The organism is Rhodococcus sp. 05-2256-B1, from assembly GCF_002258465.1.
Classification (GTDB): Bacteria; Actinomycetota; Actinomycetes; order Mycobacteriales; family Mycobacteriaceae; genus Rhodococcoides; species Rhodococcoides fascians.
Window position 1 is genome coordinate 96,160 of the sequence record NZ_NOZA01000031.1, and the last position, 16,690, is coordinate 112,849.

Sequence of the window (16,690 nt, forward strand, 5' to 3'; positions counted from 1 at the left end):
TCTATCGGTCGACCACCTCGGTCGCCAACCTCGCGTTGCGGCGCCCGTAGGCGAAGTAGATCAACAGACCGAGGGCCAACCAGACCAGGAACCGAATCCACGTCTCCACCACCAGGTTAGCCATCAGGTAGACGCACGAGAGCCCGGACAGAATCGGCACGACGGGAGAGAGCGGAACCCGAAAGGGCCGCTCGAGATCCGGCTTGGTCCGACGCAGGATCGGCACTGCCGCCGAGACCAGCAGAAACGCGAAGAGGGCTCCGATGCTGACCATCTCGGCCAGCTCCTTCAGCGGTACCAGGGCCCCCAGCAGCGCAACGAACACCACGACGCCGACGGTCAAGCGGGTCGGAGTCCCGAAACGGGGAGACACCTTCGCAACCGACTTGGGTAGCAAACCGTCCCGGCCCATCGCGAAGCCGATTCGGCAGATGGTCACCAACTCGACCAGAATGACCGACGTCAGACCCGCCACGGCCGCTATCGAGACCAGAACGCCAGCCCAGCCTGCACCCACAGAATCGAACGCCTTGGCAATGGGAGCACTGTCGTCGAGGTCGGTGTATTTCACCATGCCGGTGACGACGAACGCGACCATCATGTACAGCAAGGTGCATGCCACGAGCGTGCCGATCAGTGCGCGAGGCAGATCGTGGGCGGGCCGCTCGGCTTCTTCACTGAGATTGGCAACGGCCTCAAATCCTGTGTAGGCGAAGAACACGACCGCTGCAGCGGTGACGACGCCGGCAAATCCGAACGCCGAGGGTGCGATTCCGGCCACGGCCTGCATCAGGAGCTGATCGAGCGTCGAGCCACCGGCCTCGGCGGGCACGGACTCGGGCACGAACGGAACCAGGTTCGACTTCTGGACGAAGAACAGGCCGGCGATCACGATGAACACCGAGATGGCGACCTTGATCAGGACCAGCACGTTGGTCACTCGCGCCGACTCCTTGACTCCCACAGCGGCAACGACGCCCAGCACCGCGACGATGGCAACAGCCCCCACGTTCACCGGCGCTTCCTCGGTGAACAAGCTGGGTGGCAGAGAAAAGAGATCCGCGAGGTAGCCGGACCAGCTTCGAGCGACAACGGCAGCACCCAAAGCGAATTCGAGGATCAAATCCCATCCGATGATCCACGCGAACAGCTCCCCCAGGGTGGCGTACGCGTACGTGTACGCACTGCCCGCCGTCGGCACGGCCGATGCAAGTTCCGCATAACACAGTGCGGCAAGCAAACTCACGACACCGGCGATGACGAAGGAGATCACGACCGCCGGGCCGGCATTTTCTTTGGCCTGTACACCGGTGAGCGTGAATATGCCGGTTCCGATGACGATGCCGACCCCGAAACCGACCAAGTCGCGTAACCCGAGCTGCTTGCGCAGACTGCCGGACCCCTCGTCGTCGACGTCGCTCTCGATCTCGTCGACGGACTTCGTGCGAAACATTCCCATTTCCCGACGCTAAGCCATCCACTGTTTCCGCGCCGGAGGAAAGGTGGTGTTTGCTTTCGCGATTGTCGGTTATCCGGACAAATCGGAAATCCTTGCGTCACAACCGTCCTCGGGACCGAGCGACACTAGGACCGTCCCAAGAATTGTTCGGCGAAAAATCCGGCCAGCAGTACCGCGGTCCCGCCGATCTCGCCGACGATCAGAGCGAGCATGAACAGGTGCGTCCCCGGAACGGGATGGACGAACTGATTCTCGGTGTCTCGCCGGATCCCGTGCACGGTGTAGCCGGCGATCGCGGCGACGAAGAACACCAGCACCACCACCGCTGCGGTCAGGTCGACCACCGTCGGCCAGGCGCTGTAGTGCGCGAGAGCCGCCAGCACGAGCGCAGCGAAGGAGTACATCAACGCTGCCCGATGCGCGATGTCGACGTATCGGTGCGCGGTTCCGTCGCTCGACGTGGACATCTGGTGGTACTTGAGCACTCCGAGCGCCAACGCCCACATCAGCAACACACCCGACGCGAACACGATCACTTTCGTGTCGATCTCCAGCTGCATCCGCGCCTCCCCTGGTTCCGCTGTCCGGGCCGAACGTAGCACCGGACACAATGTTGGTTACGGTTCCGCAATGCCGGTCGACTCCGCCCACACTCAGAACGACTGCGCATTGCGCTTCGAGTGGGGCCTGTCCGCGATCGACGCTGTGGTCGCCGGTGCCGACATCGCCGTCGTCGTGGACGTCCTGTCGTTCACGACCACTCTGACGGTGGCGGTGGACGCCGGAATCGACGTCGTACCCAGCCGATGGCGCGACGACCGTGCCACCCACCTGGCCGAGCAACACGACGCCGTTCTCGCAGTCGGCCGTTCGGTTGCCACGCCGGGAGACGTCAGCTTGTGTCCTGCCACCGTGCGCGCCGCCGCACCGCCACCGAGTCGACTCGTGTTGCCGTCGCCGAACGGTTCCACGATCGCCCACGCACTCGCCGCCCGGGTCGACGCGTGCGTGGGCGCATCGCTCCGCAACGCCGCCGCGATCGCGCAGTGGGTCGTCGACGAGCACCCCCACAGCGTGATTGCCGTCATAGCCGCCGGCGAGAGATGGCCCGATTCGTCGTTGCGGCCCGCAGTGGAGGACTTGTGGGGTGCCGGAGCCGTGCTGGCACCGCTCGTGGAGTCCGGCCTGTTCGATCCATCCCCCGAGGCGGTGGTCGCTGCGACCGCGTGGCACGCTGCCGCAGCGGATATAGCTACCGAGCTGCGGCGATGCGGCTCGGGGCGGGAGCTCATAGCGATGGGCCACCCCGAGGACGTCGACATCGCCGCCGAGGTCGACTCGAGTTCCTGCGTGCCGATACTGCGCGGCGATACCTTCGTCGAGCACCGACACCGATAGCCCCATCGGGCCTCCGAAACCCGCACCGACGCGGCCGATCGTGTCCGAAATTTTGATCGGAACACGGAATCACGGATCATACGGTGGTGAGTACGGAACGAGTCGCCCCGAAGACCACCGTCGTTGTACCGACGTACAACGAACGCGAGAACCTCCCCAAGCTGGTCGAACTGCTGGCCGGGCTGAAGGTCGAGGGGCTCGGTGTTCTCGTGGTCGACGACAATTCCCCCGACGGAACCGGTGACATCGCCGACAAACTCGCCATCGACGGTCCCCTCGAGGTCTCCGTTCTGCACCGCACCGAGAAGAACGGTCTGGGCCGCGCATACGTGGCCGGCATGACACGGGCCCTCGACGAGGGAGCCGACATCGTGATCCAGATGGACGCCGATCTGTCGCACCCCACCGAGGTGATTCCGGCGATGATCGACAAGCTGCAGAGCACCGACGCCGCGGTCGTGCTCGGTTCGCGCTACGTCCCCGGCGGTTCGGTCGCCGCGGACTGGCCGTGGCACCGCAAGGCGCTGTCGGCGTGGGCCAACTTCTACGTGAACACGATTCTTCGTCTCGGAGTCAAGGACGCCACCGCCGGCTTCAAGGCATGGCATGCCCGCACGCTCCGCACGATCGACGTTGCGTCGGTGGAGAGCAACGGGTACGCGTTCCAGGTCGAGATGAACTACCGCACCGTCAAACACGGGCTCACTCTCGCCGAGGTACCGATCACGTTCGAGGAGCGCAGCGAAGGCGAGTCGAAGATGAGCCTGTCGGTCCAGCTCGAATCAGCCTTGGTGCCCTGGAAGTTGTTGCGGAACAAGAAGAAGCTCTGAGCACACCTCATCTCGACATCGGCCCACGGTGCTCATGACGCCGCCTTGACATCGGCGGCGTACAGATCGACGTACTCCTGACCCGACAGGTCCGCCAACGATGCCATGACCTGATCCGTGACAGCACGGATGATGACCCGATTGGATTGTCCCCCGGCATATCTGGAGAAGTCCATCGGTTCGCCGACGACCAGTCGCACCTTTGCCGGTCTCCACATCCGCGAACCCACCGGATTGAACCCGAGCGTTCCGTGGACGACCACCGGCACGACGGGAGCACCGGTCTCGATCGCGACCCGCGCCATACCGGTTTTACCCTTGTACAGTCTGCCGTCGGGTGACCGAGTGCCTTCCGGATAGACAGCCCAGATGTCCCCCTGTCGCAGAACACTTTTCGCGGCTTCGAGCGCCGGCTCCGAGGCGGCGGAGCCGCGTCGATCGACCGGGACTTGGCCCGTCGCGGAATAGAACCACCGGAGCGCGGCCCCCTTGACACCTCTACCGGTGAAGTACTCACTCTTGGCGATGAACGTGACTCGGCGACGAACCAGGAGGACGAGAAAGAACGAGTCGACGACGGTGAGGTGGTTGCCGGCGATGATCACCGGTCCCGTCTTCGGGATATTGCCTGCGCCGACCACCGACGGACGGCCGAGAACTCGGAGGATCGGGCCGATCAGCACATATTTGAAAAGCAGATACCACATTGATCGATCCTCTCGGCTGGACATCGTCACGGCTGAGAGTAGACAATGTCTACGTGGCTGACAACCTTCGGACTCGACTGGTGGACGCAGGCGTCCGCCTGCTCGAAAACGAGGGACAGGGCGGGCTCACCATCAGAGCGGTCACGCGTGAAGCCGGCGTATCGCACGGCGCACCGAGACGGTATTTTCCGACACTGAGCGCTTTGGCCGCGGCCGTGGCCCGAGTCGGTCTGGTCGATCTCGAGACCGCACTGAATTCTGCTGCACAGCAGTCGGATTCGCCCCGAGATGCACTGGATGCGATGGCGCACGCGTACGTGCAGTTCGCGGCGCAGCGCCCCGCGATGTTCGCGCTCATCTTTCGACACGACCTGCTCGAGGGCTCCGGCGAGAATCTGCGCGGACAGTCGCAACCCCTGTTCGAGGCTCTCACCTCGACACTCGATGCCGTCGTGCCGGAGAATCCACAGTTCACAGCACTGAGACTGTGGACCTCCGTGCACGGAATTGCGGCGCTCCACGCCACTCGAGCGTTCGAGCCGATCACCGACACCTCGGCAGTGCCGGACCTGATCCGATGCGCAGTGCGCGACGTGATCGCCGACGCTACCGGACCAGGGACTTGACCGACGCCGGCAGCTGGCGGACGTTCTTGTAGGGGCCTACCACTGCGGCACCGAAAGGCCGGTCGAGCAACACGGCCGCTACCTCGCGTACCTCGTCGTTGCCGACACTGTCGATCCGCGCCAACGTGTCGGTGATGTCGCGGTGATTGCCGTAGTTCAGTTCGCTGCGACCGATACGGTTCATCCGAGAACCCGAATCCTCCAGTCCCAGCACCAATCCACCGCGCAACGAACCCTTGGCGCGAGCGCACTCGGCATCGGTGATGCCCTCGGCCGCAACCTTGGCGAGCACCTCGCGAATCACCGTGGTGACCTCGCCCAGGTTCTCCGGCTGACATCCCGCGTACACCGAGAACGCCCCGCTGTCGGCAAACGTATCCACCGAGGAGTACACCGAGTAAGCCAGTCCGCGCTCTTCCCTGATCTCCTGGAACAGGCGAGAACTGAGCCCACCGCCGACAGCAGAATTCAGTACCGACAATGCCCAGCGGTGTCCCTCGTGACGTCCGAACGCCCGCACGCCCAGGCACAGATGCGCCTGTTCGCTGTCCCGGGTGGTCAGGCTCAGCGTCGGATTCTGCCGCAATCGCGCTGAACCGCTACGCCTTTCGGCCGGCCGCAGGCCCTTTTCCAGATGACCCGCGAAGGCGCGACGTACCAACGACACGATCTGCTTGTGATCGACGTTGCCTGCGACGGCGACGACCATCCGTTGCGGCGTATAGCGGCGAACATGGAACGAATGCAGTTGGGAACGGGTCATCGATTCGATGGATTCGACAGATCCGATGATCGGACGCCCGATCGGGTGATCACCGAACATCGCTTCCAGGAAAGCATCTCCCAGGAGATCCTCGGGATCGTCGTCGCGCATGGAGATCTCTTCGAGGACCACCTGACGCTCGACGTCCACATCTGCCGATCTACACCGACCACGAAGCACCACATCGCTGACGAGATCGATCGCGAGCGCGACGTCCTCGTCGAGCACGTGCGCGTAGAAGCACGTGCTCTCCTTGGAAGTGAATGCGTTCAGCTCTCCCCCGACACCGTCCATCACCTGGGCGATCTCGAGCGCACTACGCGTCGGCGTCGACTTGAACAGCAGATGTTCGAGGAAGTGCGCGGCACCGGCGACGCTGGGTTGCTCGTCGCGCGAGCCGACGCCGACCCACACACCGACCGATGCCGAGCGAACGCCGGGAACGAACTCGGTGACGACCCGAAGGCCGCCGGGCAGAGTCGTGCGTCGAACGCCCGTGTCGGTGCCGCTGGTCTCTGGAACGGCCGAACGGTACGTCCCGAGGGGACGTACCGTTCGGCTCGCTTGCTTCTTACTCAGCGCTGACCTCGGCGGGTGCCTCGGGAGCGTCGGCGGGAGCAGCTGCGTTGTCGTCTTCGACGGGAACGAGGCTGATCTTGCCGCGGTTGTCGATATCGGCGATCTCGACGCGCAACTTCGACCCGACGCTCACGACGTCCTCGACCTTGTTGATGCGCTTGCCGTTACCGAGCTTCGAGATGTGCACCAGTCCGTCGCGGCCCGGGAGCAGCGAGACGAATGCACCGAAAGCCGTTGTCTTGACGACGGTTCCGAGGAATCGCTCGCCGACCTTCGGCAGCTGCGGGTTGGCGATGGCGTTGATCATGTCGATCGCGGCCTGTGCGGACGGGCCGTCCGCTGCACCGACGTAGACAGTGCCGTCATCTTCGATCGAGATGTTGGCACCGGTCTGCTCGGTGATGGAGTTGATCATCTTGCCCTTGGGCCCGATGACCTCGCCGATCTTGTCGACCGGCACCTTGATCGCGGTGACGCGAGGTGCGTACGGGCTCATCTCGTCCGGGGTGTCGATGGCCTCGGCCATGACCTCGAGGATCGTCGTGCGAGCATCCTTCGCCTGTGACAGCGCGCCGGCGAGCACCTTGGAGGGAATGCCGTCGAGCTTGGTGTCGAGCTGCAGGGCGGTGACGAAGTCCTTGGTTCCGGCGACCTTGAAGTCCATGTCGCCGAACGCGTCCTCGGCACCGAGGATGTCCGTGAGGGCGACGTAGCGAGTCTCGCCGTCGACCTCGTCGGACACGAGGCCCATCGCGATACCGGCAACCGGGGCACGCAGCGGCACACCGGCATTGAGCAGCGACAGAGTCGATGCGCAGACCGAGCCCATCGAGGTCGAGCCGTTGGAGCTCAATGCCTCGGAGACCTGGCGGATGGCGTACGGGAACTCTGCCTGGCTGGGCAGAACCGGCAGCAGAGCGCGCTCGGCGAGTGCGCCGTGACCGATCTCGCGACGCTTCGGCGAACCGACGCGGCCGGTCTCACCGGTGGAGTACGGCGGGAAGTTGTAATGGTGCATGTAGCGCTTGGACGTCTCGGGCCCGAGCGAGTCGACCTGCTGCGCCATCTTGACCATGTCGAGGGTGGTGACGCCCAGGATCTGGGTCTCGCCGCGCTCGAACAGAGCCGATCCGTGGGTACGCGGGATGATCGCGACCTCGGCGGACAACGACCGGATGTCGGTGATGCCGCGGCCGTCGATGCGGAAGTGATCGGTGAGGATGCGCTGGCGAACCGACTTCTTGGTCAGTGCGCGGAACGCGGCACCGATCTCCTTCTCGCGGCCGGCGAAGCTGTCTCCGACCGAGGTGAGGACCTGAGCCTTGACCTCGTCGAGCTTGTTCTCGCGCTCGGCCTTGCCGGCAATGGTCAGTGCCTCGTTGAGCGGGATCTTCGCGGCGTTCTCGACGGCTTCGAAGACGTCGCTCTGGTACGCCGGGAAGACCGGGTAGTCGCCGGTCGGCTTGGCGGCCTTGGACGCGAGCTCCTGCTGTGCGGTGCACAGGGCTGCGATGAAGGGCTTCGAGGCCTCGAGGCCCTCGGCGACAACTGCCTCGTTGGGTGCGGTAGCGCCGCCCTCGATGAGCTCGATGACGTTCTCGGTGGCCTCGGCCTCGACCATCATGATCGCGACGTCGGCGTCGGCACCGGAGCCGGAGACGATGCGGCCGGCGACGACCATGTTGAACACGGCCTTCTCGAGCTGCTCGTTGGTCGGGAACGCAACCCACTGCTTGTCGATCAGCGCGACGCGAACGCCGCCGATCGGACCGGAGAACGGCAGGCCGGCGATCTGGGTCGATGCCGACGCGGCGTTGATCGCGACGACGTCGTACAGATCGGCTGGGTTGAGGCTCATGACCGTGATGACGACCTGGATCTCGTTGCGCAGTCCGTCGACGAACGTCGGACGCAGCGGCCGGTCGATCAGGCGGCAGGTGAGGATGGCGTCGGTGGACGGACGGCCCTCGCGGCGGAAGAACGATCCGGGGATACGGCCCGCGGCGTACATGCGCTCTTCGACGTCGACCGTCAGCGGGAAGAAATCGAATCCCTCACGGGGGTGCTTGCCCGCCGTCGTTGCCGACAGCAGCATGGTGTCCTCGTCGAGGTACGCGGCGACTGCGCCTGCGGCCTGCTGTGCGAGGCGACCCGTCTCGAAGCGGATGCTCCGCTTACCGAAAGAGCCGTTGTCGATGATCGCTGTTGCTTCGTAGACGCCTTCTTCGGCGTCCAATGTTGTGGTGTCCGACATGTGTTCTGTTCTCGTCCTCTCGTCTTTGCCGTGCCCGCGCGGACACACCACCAGCCCTCCTGGCTGTGGCGGCATACCTGTGCCGTCCATCTCCGAGAGTTCGTCTCGGGACGCGGCTGCGCGGAGGCGGCCATCGATCGAAGCCCTCCGGATCTCGTATCCGAAAAGCCACTACCGAAGACCGACACCACGGCGTGACAGGCATACACGGCGGTGTGCGGATACCGTGTATCCGCTGGTCGTGCTGACTATCCTGATGTTGCGGTACAAACACAGAAAGCCAACGAGGAACAGTCTAAGCACTGCCTCGTTGGCTACTGCACTATTGCTGCGAGTCGGGTGTACACCGGCGCGTCGAACCATGCATCGGCAACATCCTCGCGTCGATCGAAATTATCGACGCAGACCCAGACGCTCGATGAGCGAACGGTAGCGAGTGACGTCTACCTTCGCGATGTACTTGAGCAGACGACGACGACGTCCGACCAGCAGCAACAGGCCGCGGCGGGAGTGGTGATCGTGCTTGTGCATCTTGAGGTGCTCGGTCAAGTCGACGATGCGCTTGGTGAGCATTGCAACCTGCGCCTCGGGCGAACCCGTGTCGGTGGGGTGCAAGCCGTACTCGCCGAGAACGGCCTTCTTCTGTTCGGTGGTCAATGCCACTGGTACTACTCCTGATCAATGACGTCCGCGTGAAAGGAAGCAACGGGCCCCGCCGTGGACGATGCATGATCATCCGGGCGGTATCGAAGCCGGTGCAGCCGCCGCGGACCGCAGCGAACACCGAGGAGTCAGCCTATCAGGCTGCGCTGGCGGCCAGGATCGAGCGGGCCCGGTCGGCGTCCCGGCCCATCTCCTCCACGAGAGCCTCCATGGAATCGAACTTCTCCATTCCGCGCAGTCGCTCGACGAAGTCGACGGCCACGTGCTGCCCGTAGAGGTCTCCCTCGCCGTCGAGCACGAACGCCTCGACGGTCCTGGTGCGTCCCGAGAACGTGGGATTCGTGCCCACCGACACAGCCGCCGGGTGCCGCTCCCCCGGAGTGACCGTCCCCATGATCGGACCCGGACCGAGCACGGTGAACCAGGCGGCGTAGACCCCGTCCGCCGGTATGGCCGAGTACATCGGCGGAGCGACATTGGCTGTGGGATAGCCCATTTGACGGCCGCGTCCGTCGCCGTGCACGACGACACCCTCGACGCGATGCGGGCGGCCGAGCGCTGCAGCTGCTGCCGCGACGTCCCCGGCGTCCACGCACGACCTGATGTAGGTGGACGAGAACGTGACGGCATGCTCGGCCAACAGGTTGACTCCGTCGACCGCGAAGCCGGACCGTTCGCCGATCTTGCGCAGCATGGGGACCGTCCCGAGCGCCTTCTTGCCGTAGGTGAAGTTCTCGCCGACGACCACTTCTGCAACGTGCAGGCGTTCGATGAGGATCTCGTGCACGTATCGCTCGGGGGTGAGTTTCATCAGTTCGGGCGTGAACGGCATGACACAGAACACGTCGATGCCCAGTTCCTCGGCCAGTTCGGCACGCCGGGTCAACGTCGTCAACTGCGCGGGGTGACTACCAGGACGGACCACTTCCATCGGGTGGGGATCGAAGGTCATGAGCACGCTGGGTACGCCGCGTTCCCGAGCTGCGGCCACTGCTCTACCGATCAACTGCGCATGTCCGCGGTGAACGCCGTCGAACACACCGATCGTGAGCACACATCGGCCCCAGTCGGCAGGTACATCGTCGAGACCTCGCCATCTCTGCACACCGCGAAGCCTACGGCCCGGCGGCCGCTCGGTCATCCTCGGACAGGCGTGTCGCGTGCGGCAGGTATGGACAAAAGGGTGTCCCCACGGTAAATATTTCGGGGTGCCTAACTTATTTCTTCGATCCTGCGGATCTCGCGTGGGTCGAATCGTTGCGAGCTGGGCCGTTGCGGGACTGCTGGTAGCGACGTCGAGCGGATGCGCTCGCGCGGTCGGCGACGACGAGCCGACGTCGATGGACGACGGCAGACCGTTGGTCCTGACGACGTTCACGGTGCTGGCCGACATGGCCGCGAACGTTGCGGGCGACCATCTCCGTGTGGAGTCGATCACCAAGGCCGGAGCCGAGATTCACGGGTACGAGCCCACACCCGGCGACCTACGCACTGCCGAAAGCGCCGATCTGATCCTGGACAACGGTCTGGGACTCGAGGCGTGGTTCGAGAAGTTCGTCGAGCGGGTGCCCGCACCGCACGCGGTCGTCAGCGCACACGTGGAACCCGTCTACATCCGCGACGACGCATATGCGGGCAAGGCCAATCCACACGCCTGGATGTCGCCGGTCGTGGCGGAGACCTACATCACCAACATCGCCGACGCGTTCGTGGCGCTCGACGCTGTCCATGCCGAGGAATACCGCGCCAACGCCGCCGCGTACATCACCGAGCTGCGGTCGGTCGGCGACGAACTGGAATCCGATCTGGCCCAACTTCCGGCGCAGCAACGTGCTCTGGTGACGTGTGAGGGCGCGTTCGGCTATCTGGCCCGCGACTTCGACCTGCAGGAGGCGTATCTGTGGCCGGTCAATGCCGAACAGGAAGGGACACCCAAACAAGTGGTCCGCACCATCGATTTCGTACGTGACAACGACGTGCCTGCCGTCTTCTGCGAGTCGACCGTCTCGGACAAGGCTCAGCTCCAGGTCGCCGAGGACACCGGTGCCCGCTTCGGCGGAAAGCTGTACGTCGACTCCCTCAGCGCCGCCGACGGACCCGTGCCCACCTACCTCGATCTGCTGCGTTACGACGCGCGGCTGATCGCCGACGCGTTGGTGGGCACGCGATGACCCGGCACATCTCGGGTGCGAACCGGGACGGTGCCGCGCTGACCGTCGACGCCGTCGACGTTCGGTACCGAGACGTCGTGGCGCTGGTCGGCGCGAGCCTGACCCTCGCACCCGGACGCGTCTGCGGCCTGGTCGGAATGAACGGATCGGGTAAGTCGACGCTGTTCAAGGCGATCATGGGCGTCGTCAAGACCGATGCCGGTTCGATCACGGTCTTCGGCGGCGACCCCGCCCGGGCCCGCAAAGCCGGGACGGTCAGCTACGTGCCCCAGGCCGAATCGGTCGATTGGACCTTCCCCATCAGCGTCCGGGACGTGGTGATGATGGGTCGTTACGGCAAACAGAACTTTCTCCGAACCCCTCGTGCGGCAGACAGAGCTGCGGTGGACGCGGCCCTGAGACGAGTCGATCTCACCGAGCTCGCCGATCGACAGATCGGGCAACTCTCCGGCGGACAGCGCAAACGGGCATTCGTGGCCCGCGCCATCGCTCAGGAAGCGTCCTTGCTGCTCCTCGACGAGCCGTTCGCAGGAGTGGACAAGAAGACCGAGGCGACGATCACGCGACTCCTCCGAGAACTGGCCGCTCAGGGTGCGTCCGTCCTGGTGTCCACCCACGATCTGCACGCCCTTCCGGAACTGTGCGACGAGGCAATCCTGCTGCAGCAGCGGGTCCTGATGCACGGCAGTCCAGCCGAGGTGTTGCGCCCGGAGAACCTGGCACTGGCCTTCGGCATGGACCCGTCGAAGATCGACGAACTGGGCGCGAGCTCTCCTACTTCGGAAGCGAGCTGAACCGTGTACCTGATCGACTTCGTCGTCAATCCTCTCGAATACACCTTCATGCAGCGTGCGCTGTTGGTGACCGTCACCGCCTCGATCGTCTGCGCAGTGTTGAGCTGCTGGCTCGTACTCATCGGCTGGTCACTGATGGGGGACGCCGTATCGCACGCGGTACTCCCCGGCGTCGCCCTGTCCTATCTGCTGGGTGCGCCGTTCGCCATCGGCGCGCTGCTGTTCGCACTCATCGCGGTCGGTGCCATCGGGGTGGTTCGCAACACCACCATCGTCAAGGAGGACGCCGCGATCGGCGTCGTGTTCACCACGTTGTTCGCCCTCGGCGTCGTCCTGATCTCCAAGTTTCCGAGCCAGATCGACCTCAACCACATCTTGTTCGGAAACCTGCTCGGGGTGTCGCAGTCGGACATGATCCAGGTGTTCGTGCTCGGCGGGCTGGCGTTGGCCGTGATGGTGATCAAGCGTCGCGATTTCACTCTGTTCGCCTTCGACCGCACGCAGGCTCGCGCGGTCGGTATCAATCCGAGCGTGATCTCGGCCGCGATGTTGACGCTGCTCGCGCTGACGACCGTCGTGGCGCTACAGGCCGTCGGCGTCATCCTGGTCGTCGCCATGCTGATCACACCCGGCGCAACCGCATACCTACTCACCCACAGCTTCGGCCGCATGCTGATGATTGCCCCCGCCATCTCGGTGGGCTGCGCCCTGGTCGGTATCTACGCCAGTTTCTATCTCGACGTCTCCTCGGGTGGCAGTGTGGTGCTGGCCCAAGGCCTGGTGTTCGTGCTGGCCTACCTGTTCAGCCCGGCGCAGGGCATCGTCACGCGCGCTCTGCGCCGCCGAGGACAGGTGACGGTGGCTCCGGCCGGGTGAGATGTCTTTTTCCATTGGATTGCCTAAGCTCGGCGACGTGGCGCAACGAAAAGACGATCCAGCTCCGGCCGACGAGGGCGTACAGCTGTCCGCAGTTGCGCAGGACTACCTCAAGGTCATCTGGACGGCCAGCGAATGGAGTGAAGACTCCGTCAGCACCAAGATGCTCTCCGAACGAATCGGCGTATCCGCATCCACGGTGTCCGAGGCGATTCGCAAACTCGCCGATCAGGGCATGGTGGACCACGCCCGGTACGGTGCCATCTCACTCACCGAGAAGGGCCGACTGGCGGCCATCGGCATGGTCCGTCGACATCGCCTCATCGAGACCTACCTCGTTCGCGAACTCGGGTACGGCTGGGACGAGGTCCACGACGAGGCAGAAATCCTCGAACATGCGGTATCCGATCTGATGATGGATCGGATAGACGCCAAACTCGGCCACCCCGAACGAGATCCACACGGGGACCCGATTCCGTCGGCCAACGGGTCGATCGACACGCCGTCCGCAACCAGACTGAGCGAGTACCTCGACGGTCAGTCGGGACGAGTGGCTCGTATCTCCGATTCGGACCCCGCAATGCTCCGGTACTTCGATTCGGTCGGCATCGAGCTCGATCTACCGATCACCGTGGTCGAACGACGCGACTACGCCGGCACGGTGGCGATCGAACTCGCCCGACGCGGCAGCACGGAGTCCATCGATCTCGGTCACCGCGCCGCCGAAGCGATCTGGATGGTTCCGGCCACCTGAGCGGTGCAGTCCCCTCGGTCGCAGGGCCGATCCGAACGGGAAATCAGTACCCGCGCAGTGTTGCCGGCCGCACCACCATCACCGAGCTCGCCCGTTTGCCCTTTTCCTGCAGCAACGCGATGGTGTGCCCGGTGGGATCGACAGCCGCGTAGACCCCCTCGATTCCGACGGGATCGAGCCAGCGTCCCTGGCTGAGCGACTCCGCTTCGGCGGCATCGATCTGTCGGTGCGGAAATGCGGTGCGCGCGGCCTCGTCTATATCGAGACCCACAGCGGGATTCTCGGCCAATTCCTCGAGCGTCACGGCGTGGTCGAGCGTGAACGGCCCGACCCTGGTTCTGCGCAGAACCGTCAGGTGGCCGCCGACGCCCAGTGCTGCGCCGAGATCCCGTGCGAGCGCGCGCACGTACGTCCCCGACGTGCAGTCCACCTCGACATCGAGGTCGACGAACCGGCCATCGGAATCGACGACATCGCGGCGAGCCGTCACGTCGAAGCGAGTGACAGTGACCTTGCGAGCGGCGAGGGTGAACTCCTCACCGGCGCGCGAGAGCTTGTGTGCCCGCTGACCGTCGACCTTGATGGCACTGACACTGGCCGGAACCTGCTCGATGTCACCGGTGAGTGCGGCGACCCCGGCCGCAATATCCGAATCCGAGACATTCGTGGCCGGGACGTCGGCGAGCACCTCACCCTCGGCGTCATCGGTCGTCGTACTGCGCCCCAGTCGCACGGTGGCGGTGTACGACTTGGTCGTCAGCGTCAGCAGTCCGAGCATCTTGGTCGCCCGCTCGACGCCCAGAACCAGCACCCCGGTCGCCATGGGGTCCAACGTCCCCGCATGACCGACCTTTCTGGTCTGCAACAACTTTCGGCACGACGCGACGACATCGTGACTGGTGACGCCCGGCCCCTTGTCGACCACCAACACACCGGCACCGACGAGACCGGACGAGATCTTTCCGCGAGCACTCACGAGAGTGCATTGTGCCAGGCGCGACGAGCCGGTCGTCACATCACCGAGATCGCCGTCATCACCAAACCGTCGGACACCATCCATCGACCGTCGAAAGCCGTCAGCGGAGGTCCGGACACGGTGTCGCCCGGGACCAGCAGTTCGGATCGAAACGTTCCCGAGATGTCGTCACCGGTGCCGGTGCGCTCGAACGTGATGTGCGCGTCCTCGAACCCCAGCCAGCGACCGGTCAGCGGCTCCCAGGCCTTGTACGTCGCCTCCTTGGCGCAGAACAACACTCGATCCCAGTGGACGTCTTCTCGGCCCGCTGTCGAGAGCCACTCGCGCTCGGCTTCGAGGCTGACCGCGTCGAGCACACCGTCGGGAAGAGGTCCGTGTGGCTCGGCATCGATTCCCACCGAGCGAACCTGCATGGCGTAGCCCAGAACGGCACCGCGGTAGCCGTCGCAATGCGTCAACGATCCCACCACTCCCTTCGGCCACTGCGGTGCGCCGGAGGTGCCGCGCATGATCGGCGCGGGCTCCACACCGAGCTTCTGCATCGCCACACGTGCGCAGTGTCGAGCCGAGGTGAACTCACGCTTGCGCTTGTCCACCGCCTTGGCGACCAACGGCGCTTCGAGTGGGTGCGGCATCAAACCCGGTGGATCGGTGAACAATTCGGCCGAGACAACACCATTGGGGAGAAGCGATTCGATCACTGGCCTGCCCTCATCTTCTCGACCTCTGCCTCCATCTCGGGCGTCACGGTGAAGTGCCCGCCCCATTTGTTCAACGTGCCCGGCGGATACTCGGGAACCGGAAGAATTCGGCGCAGAACGTTGTTCGGCAGTCCACGGCGCTGCCATTCGCGCGGGTAACCCACCGAGACCTCCTCGAAGCGGACGCCGTCGTAGTAGGTGGTCCGCGGGATGTGCAGGTGACCGTACACCGAGCAGATCGCGTTGTACCTGATGTGCCAGTCCGCCGTGAGCGTCGAACCGCACCACAGGGCGAACTCCGGGTAGAACAACACCTCGGTCGGCTGACGCACCATCGGAAAGTGGTTGATGAGCACGGTGGGAACCGTGGTGTCCAGCGCGTCGAGGCGCTCGCGGGTGGCGTCGATGCGGGCATGGCACCAGGCATCGCGCGTCGCATACGGCTGAGAGGACAGCAGGAACTCGTCGGTGGCGACGACGTTCTTCTCGCGCGCGATCGCCAGCCCGTGCTCCTTGTCCCGCGCACCCTGCGGGAGAAACGTGTAGTCGTAGAGCAGGAACATCGGCACTATCGTCGCGGGTCCACCTTCGCCTTCCCAGAGCAGGTAGGGATCCTCGGGAGTGACGACGTCGATCTCGCGGCAGAGATTGACCAGGTACTCGTACCGAGCCGCTCCGTGGATCTGAACGGGGTCCTTCACCGTCGTCCACAACTCGTGATTGCCAGGAACCCAGATCACTTTCGCGAAGCGGCTGCGCAGCAGCTCGAGCGCCCATTTGATGTCGTCGGTCTTCTCCGAGACGTCTCCGGCGACGATCAGCCAATCCTCGGGTGACTCGGGATGAATGTCCTCGGTGACAGGTCGATTGCCTCGATGTCCGACATGAATGTCGCTCACTGCCCATAACTTGGCTGCCACTGATGATCCCTTCCGATGCACTCGGCCGCCGACGTCGAATCGCCACAACCGCCCGAGAACGTACCAACCTCCAATACTCCCCGGAGATTCCGCAGCGGTGCACGCGGGGGTGAACCGCTGCGGTTCGTCCGACGGCTCCGAAAGGAGGGTCCACGCAGCAACGACCGCAGATTCGGGTATATGGTGCCTTTCATGACGCTTTTGCGGATAGCTGCAGGA

17 protein-coding genes are annotated in these 16,690 nt (G+C 64.5%); 7 read left to right on the forward strand and 10 right to left on the reverse strand.

The features are described from left to right. Position 1: 1 nt before the first annotated feature. Together CH285_RS20425 and CH285_RS20430 are read right to left on the reverse strand one after the other, a co-directional pair. Positions 2 to 1,459 carry an APC family permease gene (locus tag CH285_RS20425; protein ID WP_094643000.1) on the reverse strand — a complete coding sequence of 486 codons (1,458 nt, stop codon included), beginning with the start codon at positions 1,457 to 1,459 and terminating at the stop codon, positions 2 to 4. A 125-nt stretch (positions 1,460 to 1,584) separates the two neighbouring features. Continuing rightward, positions 1,585 to 2,019, reverse strand: a complete 435-nt coding sequence (locus CH285_RS20430; protein ID WP_032366446.1) for a hypothetical protein — start codon at positions 2,017 to 2,019, stop codon at positions 1,585 to 1,587. 70 nt (positions 2,020 to 2,089) lie between these two features. Between CH285_RS20430 and CH285_RS20435 the strand changes: the two genes are divergently transcribed. Further along, the gene (locus CH285_RS20435; protein ID WP_094643001.1) at positions 2,090 to 2,857 is read left to right on the forward strand and encodes a 2-phosphosulfolactate phosphatase; all 768 of its coding nucleotides are present in this window, start codon (positions 2,090 to 2,092) and stop codon (positions 2,855 to 2,857) included. 86 nt (positions 2,858 to 2,943) lie between these two features. Then, on the forward strand, positions 2,944 to 3,687 hold the full coding sequence (locus CH285_RS20440; RefSeq protein ID WP_027496769.1) for a polyprenol monophosphomannose synthase: 744 nt from the start codon (positions 2,944 to 2,946) through the stop codon (positions 3,685 to 3,687). 32 nt (positions 3,688 to 3,719) lie between these two features. Here the strand turns inward: CH285_RS20440 and CH285_RS20445 are convergent, their stop codons facing one another. Beyond that, entirely contained in the window at positions 3,720 to 4,394 is a 675-nt protein-coding gene (locus tag CH285_RS20445; RefSeq protein WP_094643002.1) for a lysophospholipid acyltransferase family protein, read from the reverse strand. A 53-nt stretch (positions 4,395 to 4,447) separates the two neighbouring features. Here CH285_RS20445 and CH285_RS20450 point away from each other — a divergent pair, with 53 nt between their 5' ends. Next, on the forward strand, positions 4,448 to 5,020 hold the full coding sequence (locus CH285_RS20450; RefSeq protein ID WP_255032471.1) for a TetR/AcrR family transcriptional regulator: 573 nt from the start codon (positions 4,448 to 4,450) through the stop codon (positions 5,018 to 5,020). Here CH285_RS20450 and CH285_RS20455 read toward each other — a convergent pair. The 4 genes from CH285_RS20455 to CH285_RS20470 form a co-directional block, all read right to left on the reverse strand. After that, positions 5,001 to 6,260: a M16 family metallopeptidase gene (locus CH285_RS20455; RefSeq protein WP_032390124.1), complete on the reverse strand. Its 1,260-nt coding sequence runs from the start codon at positions 6,258 to 6,260 to the stop codon at positions 5,001 to 5,003. The genes CH285_RS20450 and CH285_RS20455 overlap by 20 nt on opposite strands. A 94-nt stretch (positions 6,261 to 6,354) precedes the next feature. Continuing rightward, complete coding sequence (locus CH285_RS20460) at positions 6,355 to 8,616, reverse strand: polyribonucleotide nucleotidyltransferase (RefSeq protein ID WP_027496765.1); 2,262 nt, start codon at positions 8,614 to 8,616, stop codon at positions 6,355 to 6,357. A 393-nt stretch (positions 8,617 to 9,009) separates the two neighbouring features. After that, complete coding sequence (gene rpsO, locus CH285_RS20465; protein WP_027496764.1) at positions 9,010 to 9,279, reverse strand: 30S ribosomal protein S15; 270 nt, start codon at positions 9,277 to 9,279, stop codon at positions 9,010 to 9,012. A gap of 136 nt (positions 9,280 to 9,415) precedes the next feature. Further along, the gene (locus tag CH285_RS20470; protein WP_027496763.1) at positions 9,416 to 10,384 is read right to left on the reverse strand and encodes a bifunctional riboflavin kinase/FAD synthetase; all 969 of its coding nucleotides are present in this window, start codon (positions 10,382 to 10,384) and stop codon (positions 9,416 to 9,418) included. Positions 10,385 to 10,487: 103 nt separating this feature from the next. Between CH285_RS20470 and CH285_RS20475 the strand changes: the two genes are divergently transcribed. Genes CH285_RS20475 through CH285_RS20490 form a run of 4 tightly spaced genes read left to right on the forward strand, consistent with a single transcriptional unit; the run spans position 10,488 to position 13,874 of the window. Beyond that, complete coding sequence (locus CH285_RS20475; RefSeq protein WP_032390123.1) at positions 10,488 to 11,450, forward strand: metal ABC transporter substrate-binding protein; 963 nt, start codon at positions 10,488 to 10,490, stop codon at positions 11,448 to 11,450. Further along, entirely contained in the window at positions 11,447 to 12,244 is a 798-nt protein-coding gene (locus tag CH285_RS20480; protein WP_045841827.1) for a metal ABC transporter ATP-binding protein, read from the forward strand. Before CH285_RS20475 ends, CH285_RS20480 begins: the two co-directional genes overlap by 4 nt. A gap of 48 nt (positions 12,245 to 12,292) precedes the next feature. Continuing rightward, positions 12,293 to 13,120 (forward strand): metal ABC transporter permease, encoded by an 828-nt coding sequence (locus tag CH285_RS20485; RefSeq protein ID WP_205912357.1) that lies wholly within the window; start codon positions 12,293 to 12,295, stop codon positions 13,118 to 13,120. 1 nt (position 13,121) lies between these two features. Then, complete coding sequence (locus tag CH285_RS20490) at positions 13,122 to 13,874, forward strand: metal-dependent transcriptional regulator (protein WP_370878688.1); 753 nt, start codon at positions 13,122 to 13,124, stop codon at positions 13,872 to 13,874. A gap of 43 nt (positions 13,875 to 13,917) precedes the next feature. Here CH285_RS20490 and truB read toward each other — a convergent pair whose 3' ends face one another. From truB to CH285_RS20505, 3 genes are read right to left on the reverse strand one after another with little or no spacing between them, the layout of a single operon-like run. Further along, positions 13,918 to 14,850: a tRNA pseudouridine(55) synthase TruB gene (gene truB / locus CH285_RS20495; protein ID WP_027496758.1), complete on the reverse strand. Its 933-nt coding sequence runs from the start codon at positions 14,848 to 14,850 to the stop codon at positions 13,918 to 13,920. 35 nt (positions 14,851 to 14,885) lie between these two features. Then, entirely contained in the window at positions 14,886 to 15,551 is a 666-nt protein-coding gene (gene npt, locus CH285_RS20500) for a 4'-phosphopantetheinyl transferase Npt (protein ID WP_032366441.1), read from the reverse strand. Beyond that, positions 15,548 to 16,471 (reverse strand): metallophosphoesterase family protein, encoded by a 924-nt coding sequence (locus CH285_RS20505; RefSeq protein WP_032390122.1) that lies wholly within the window; start codon positions 16,469 to 16,471, stop codon positions 15,548 to 15,550. Before CH285_RS20505 ends, npt begins: the two co-directional genes overlap by 4 nt. Between the last annotated feature and the right edge of the window lie 219 nt (positions 16,472 to 16,690).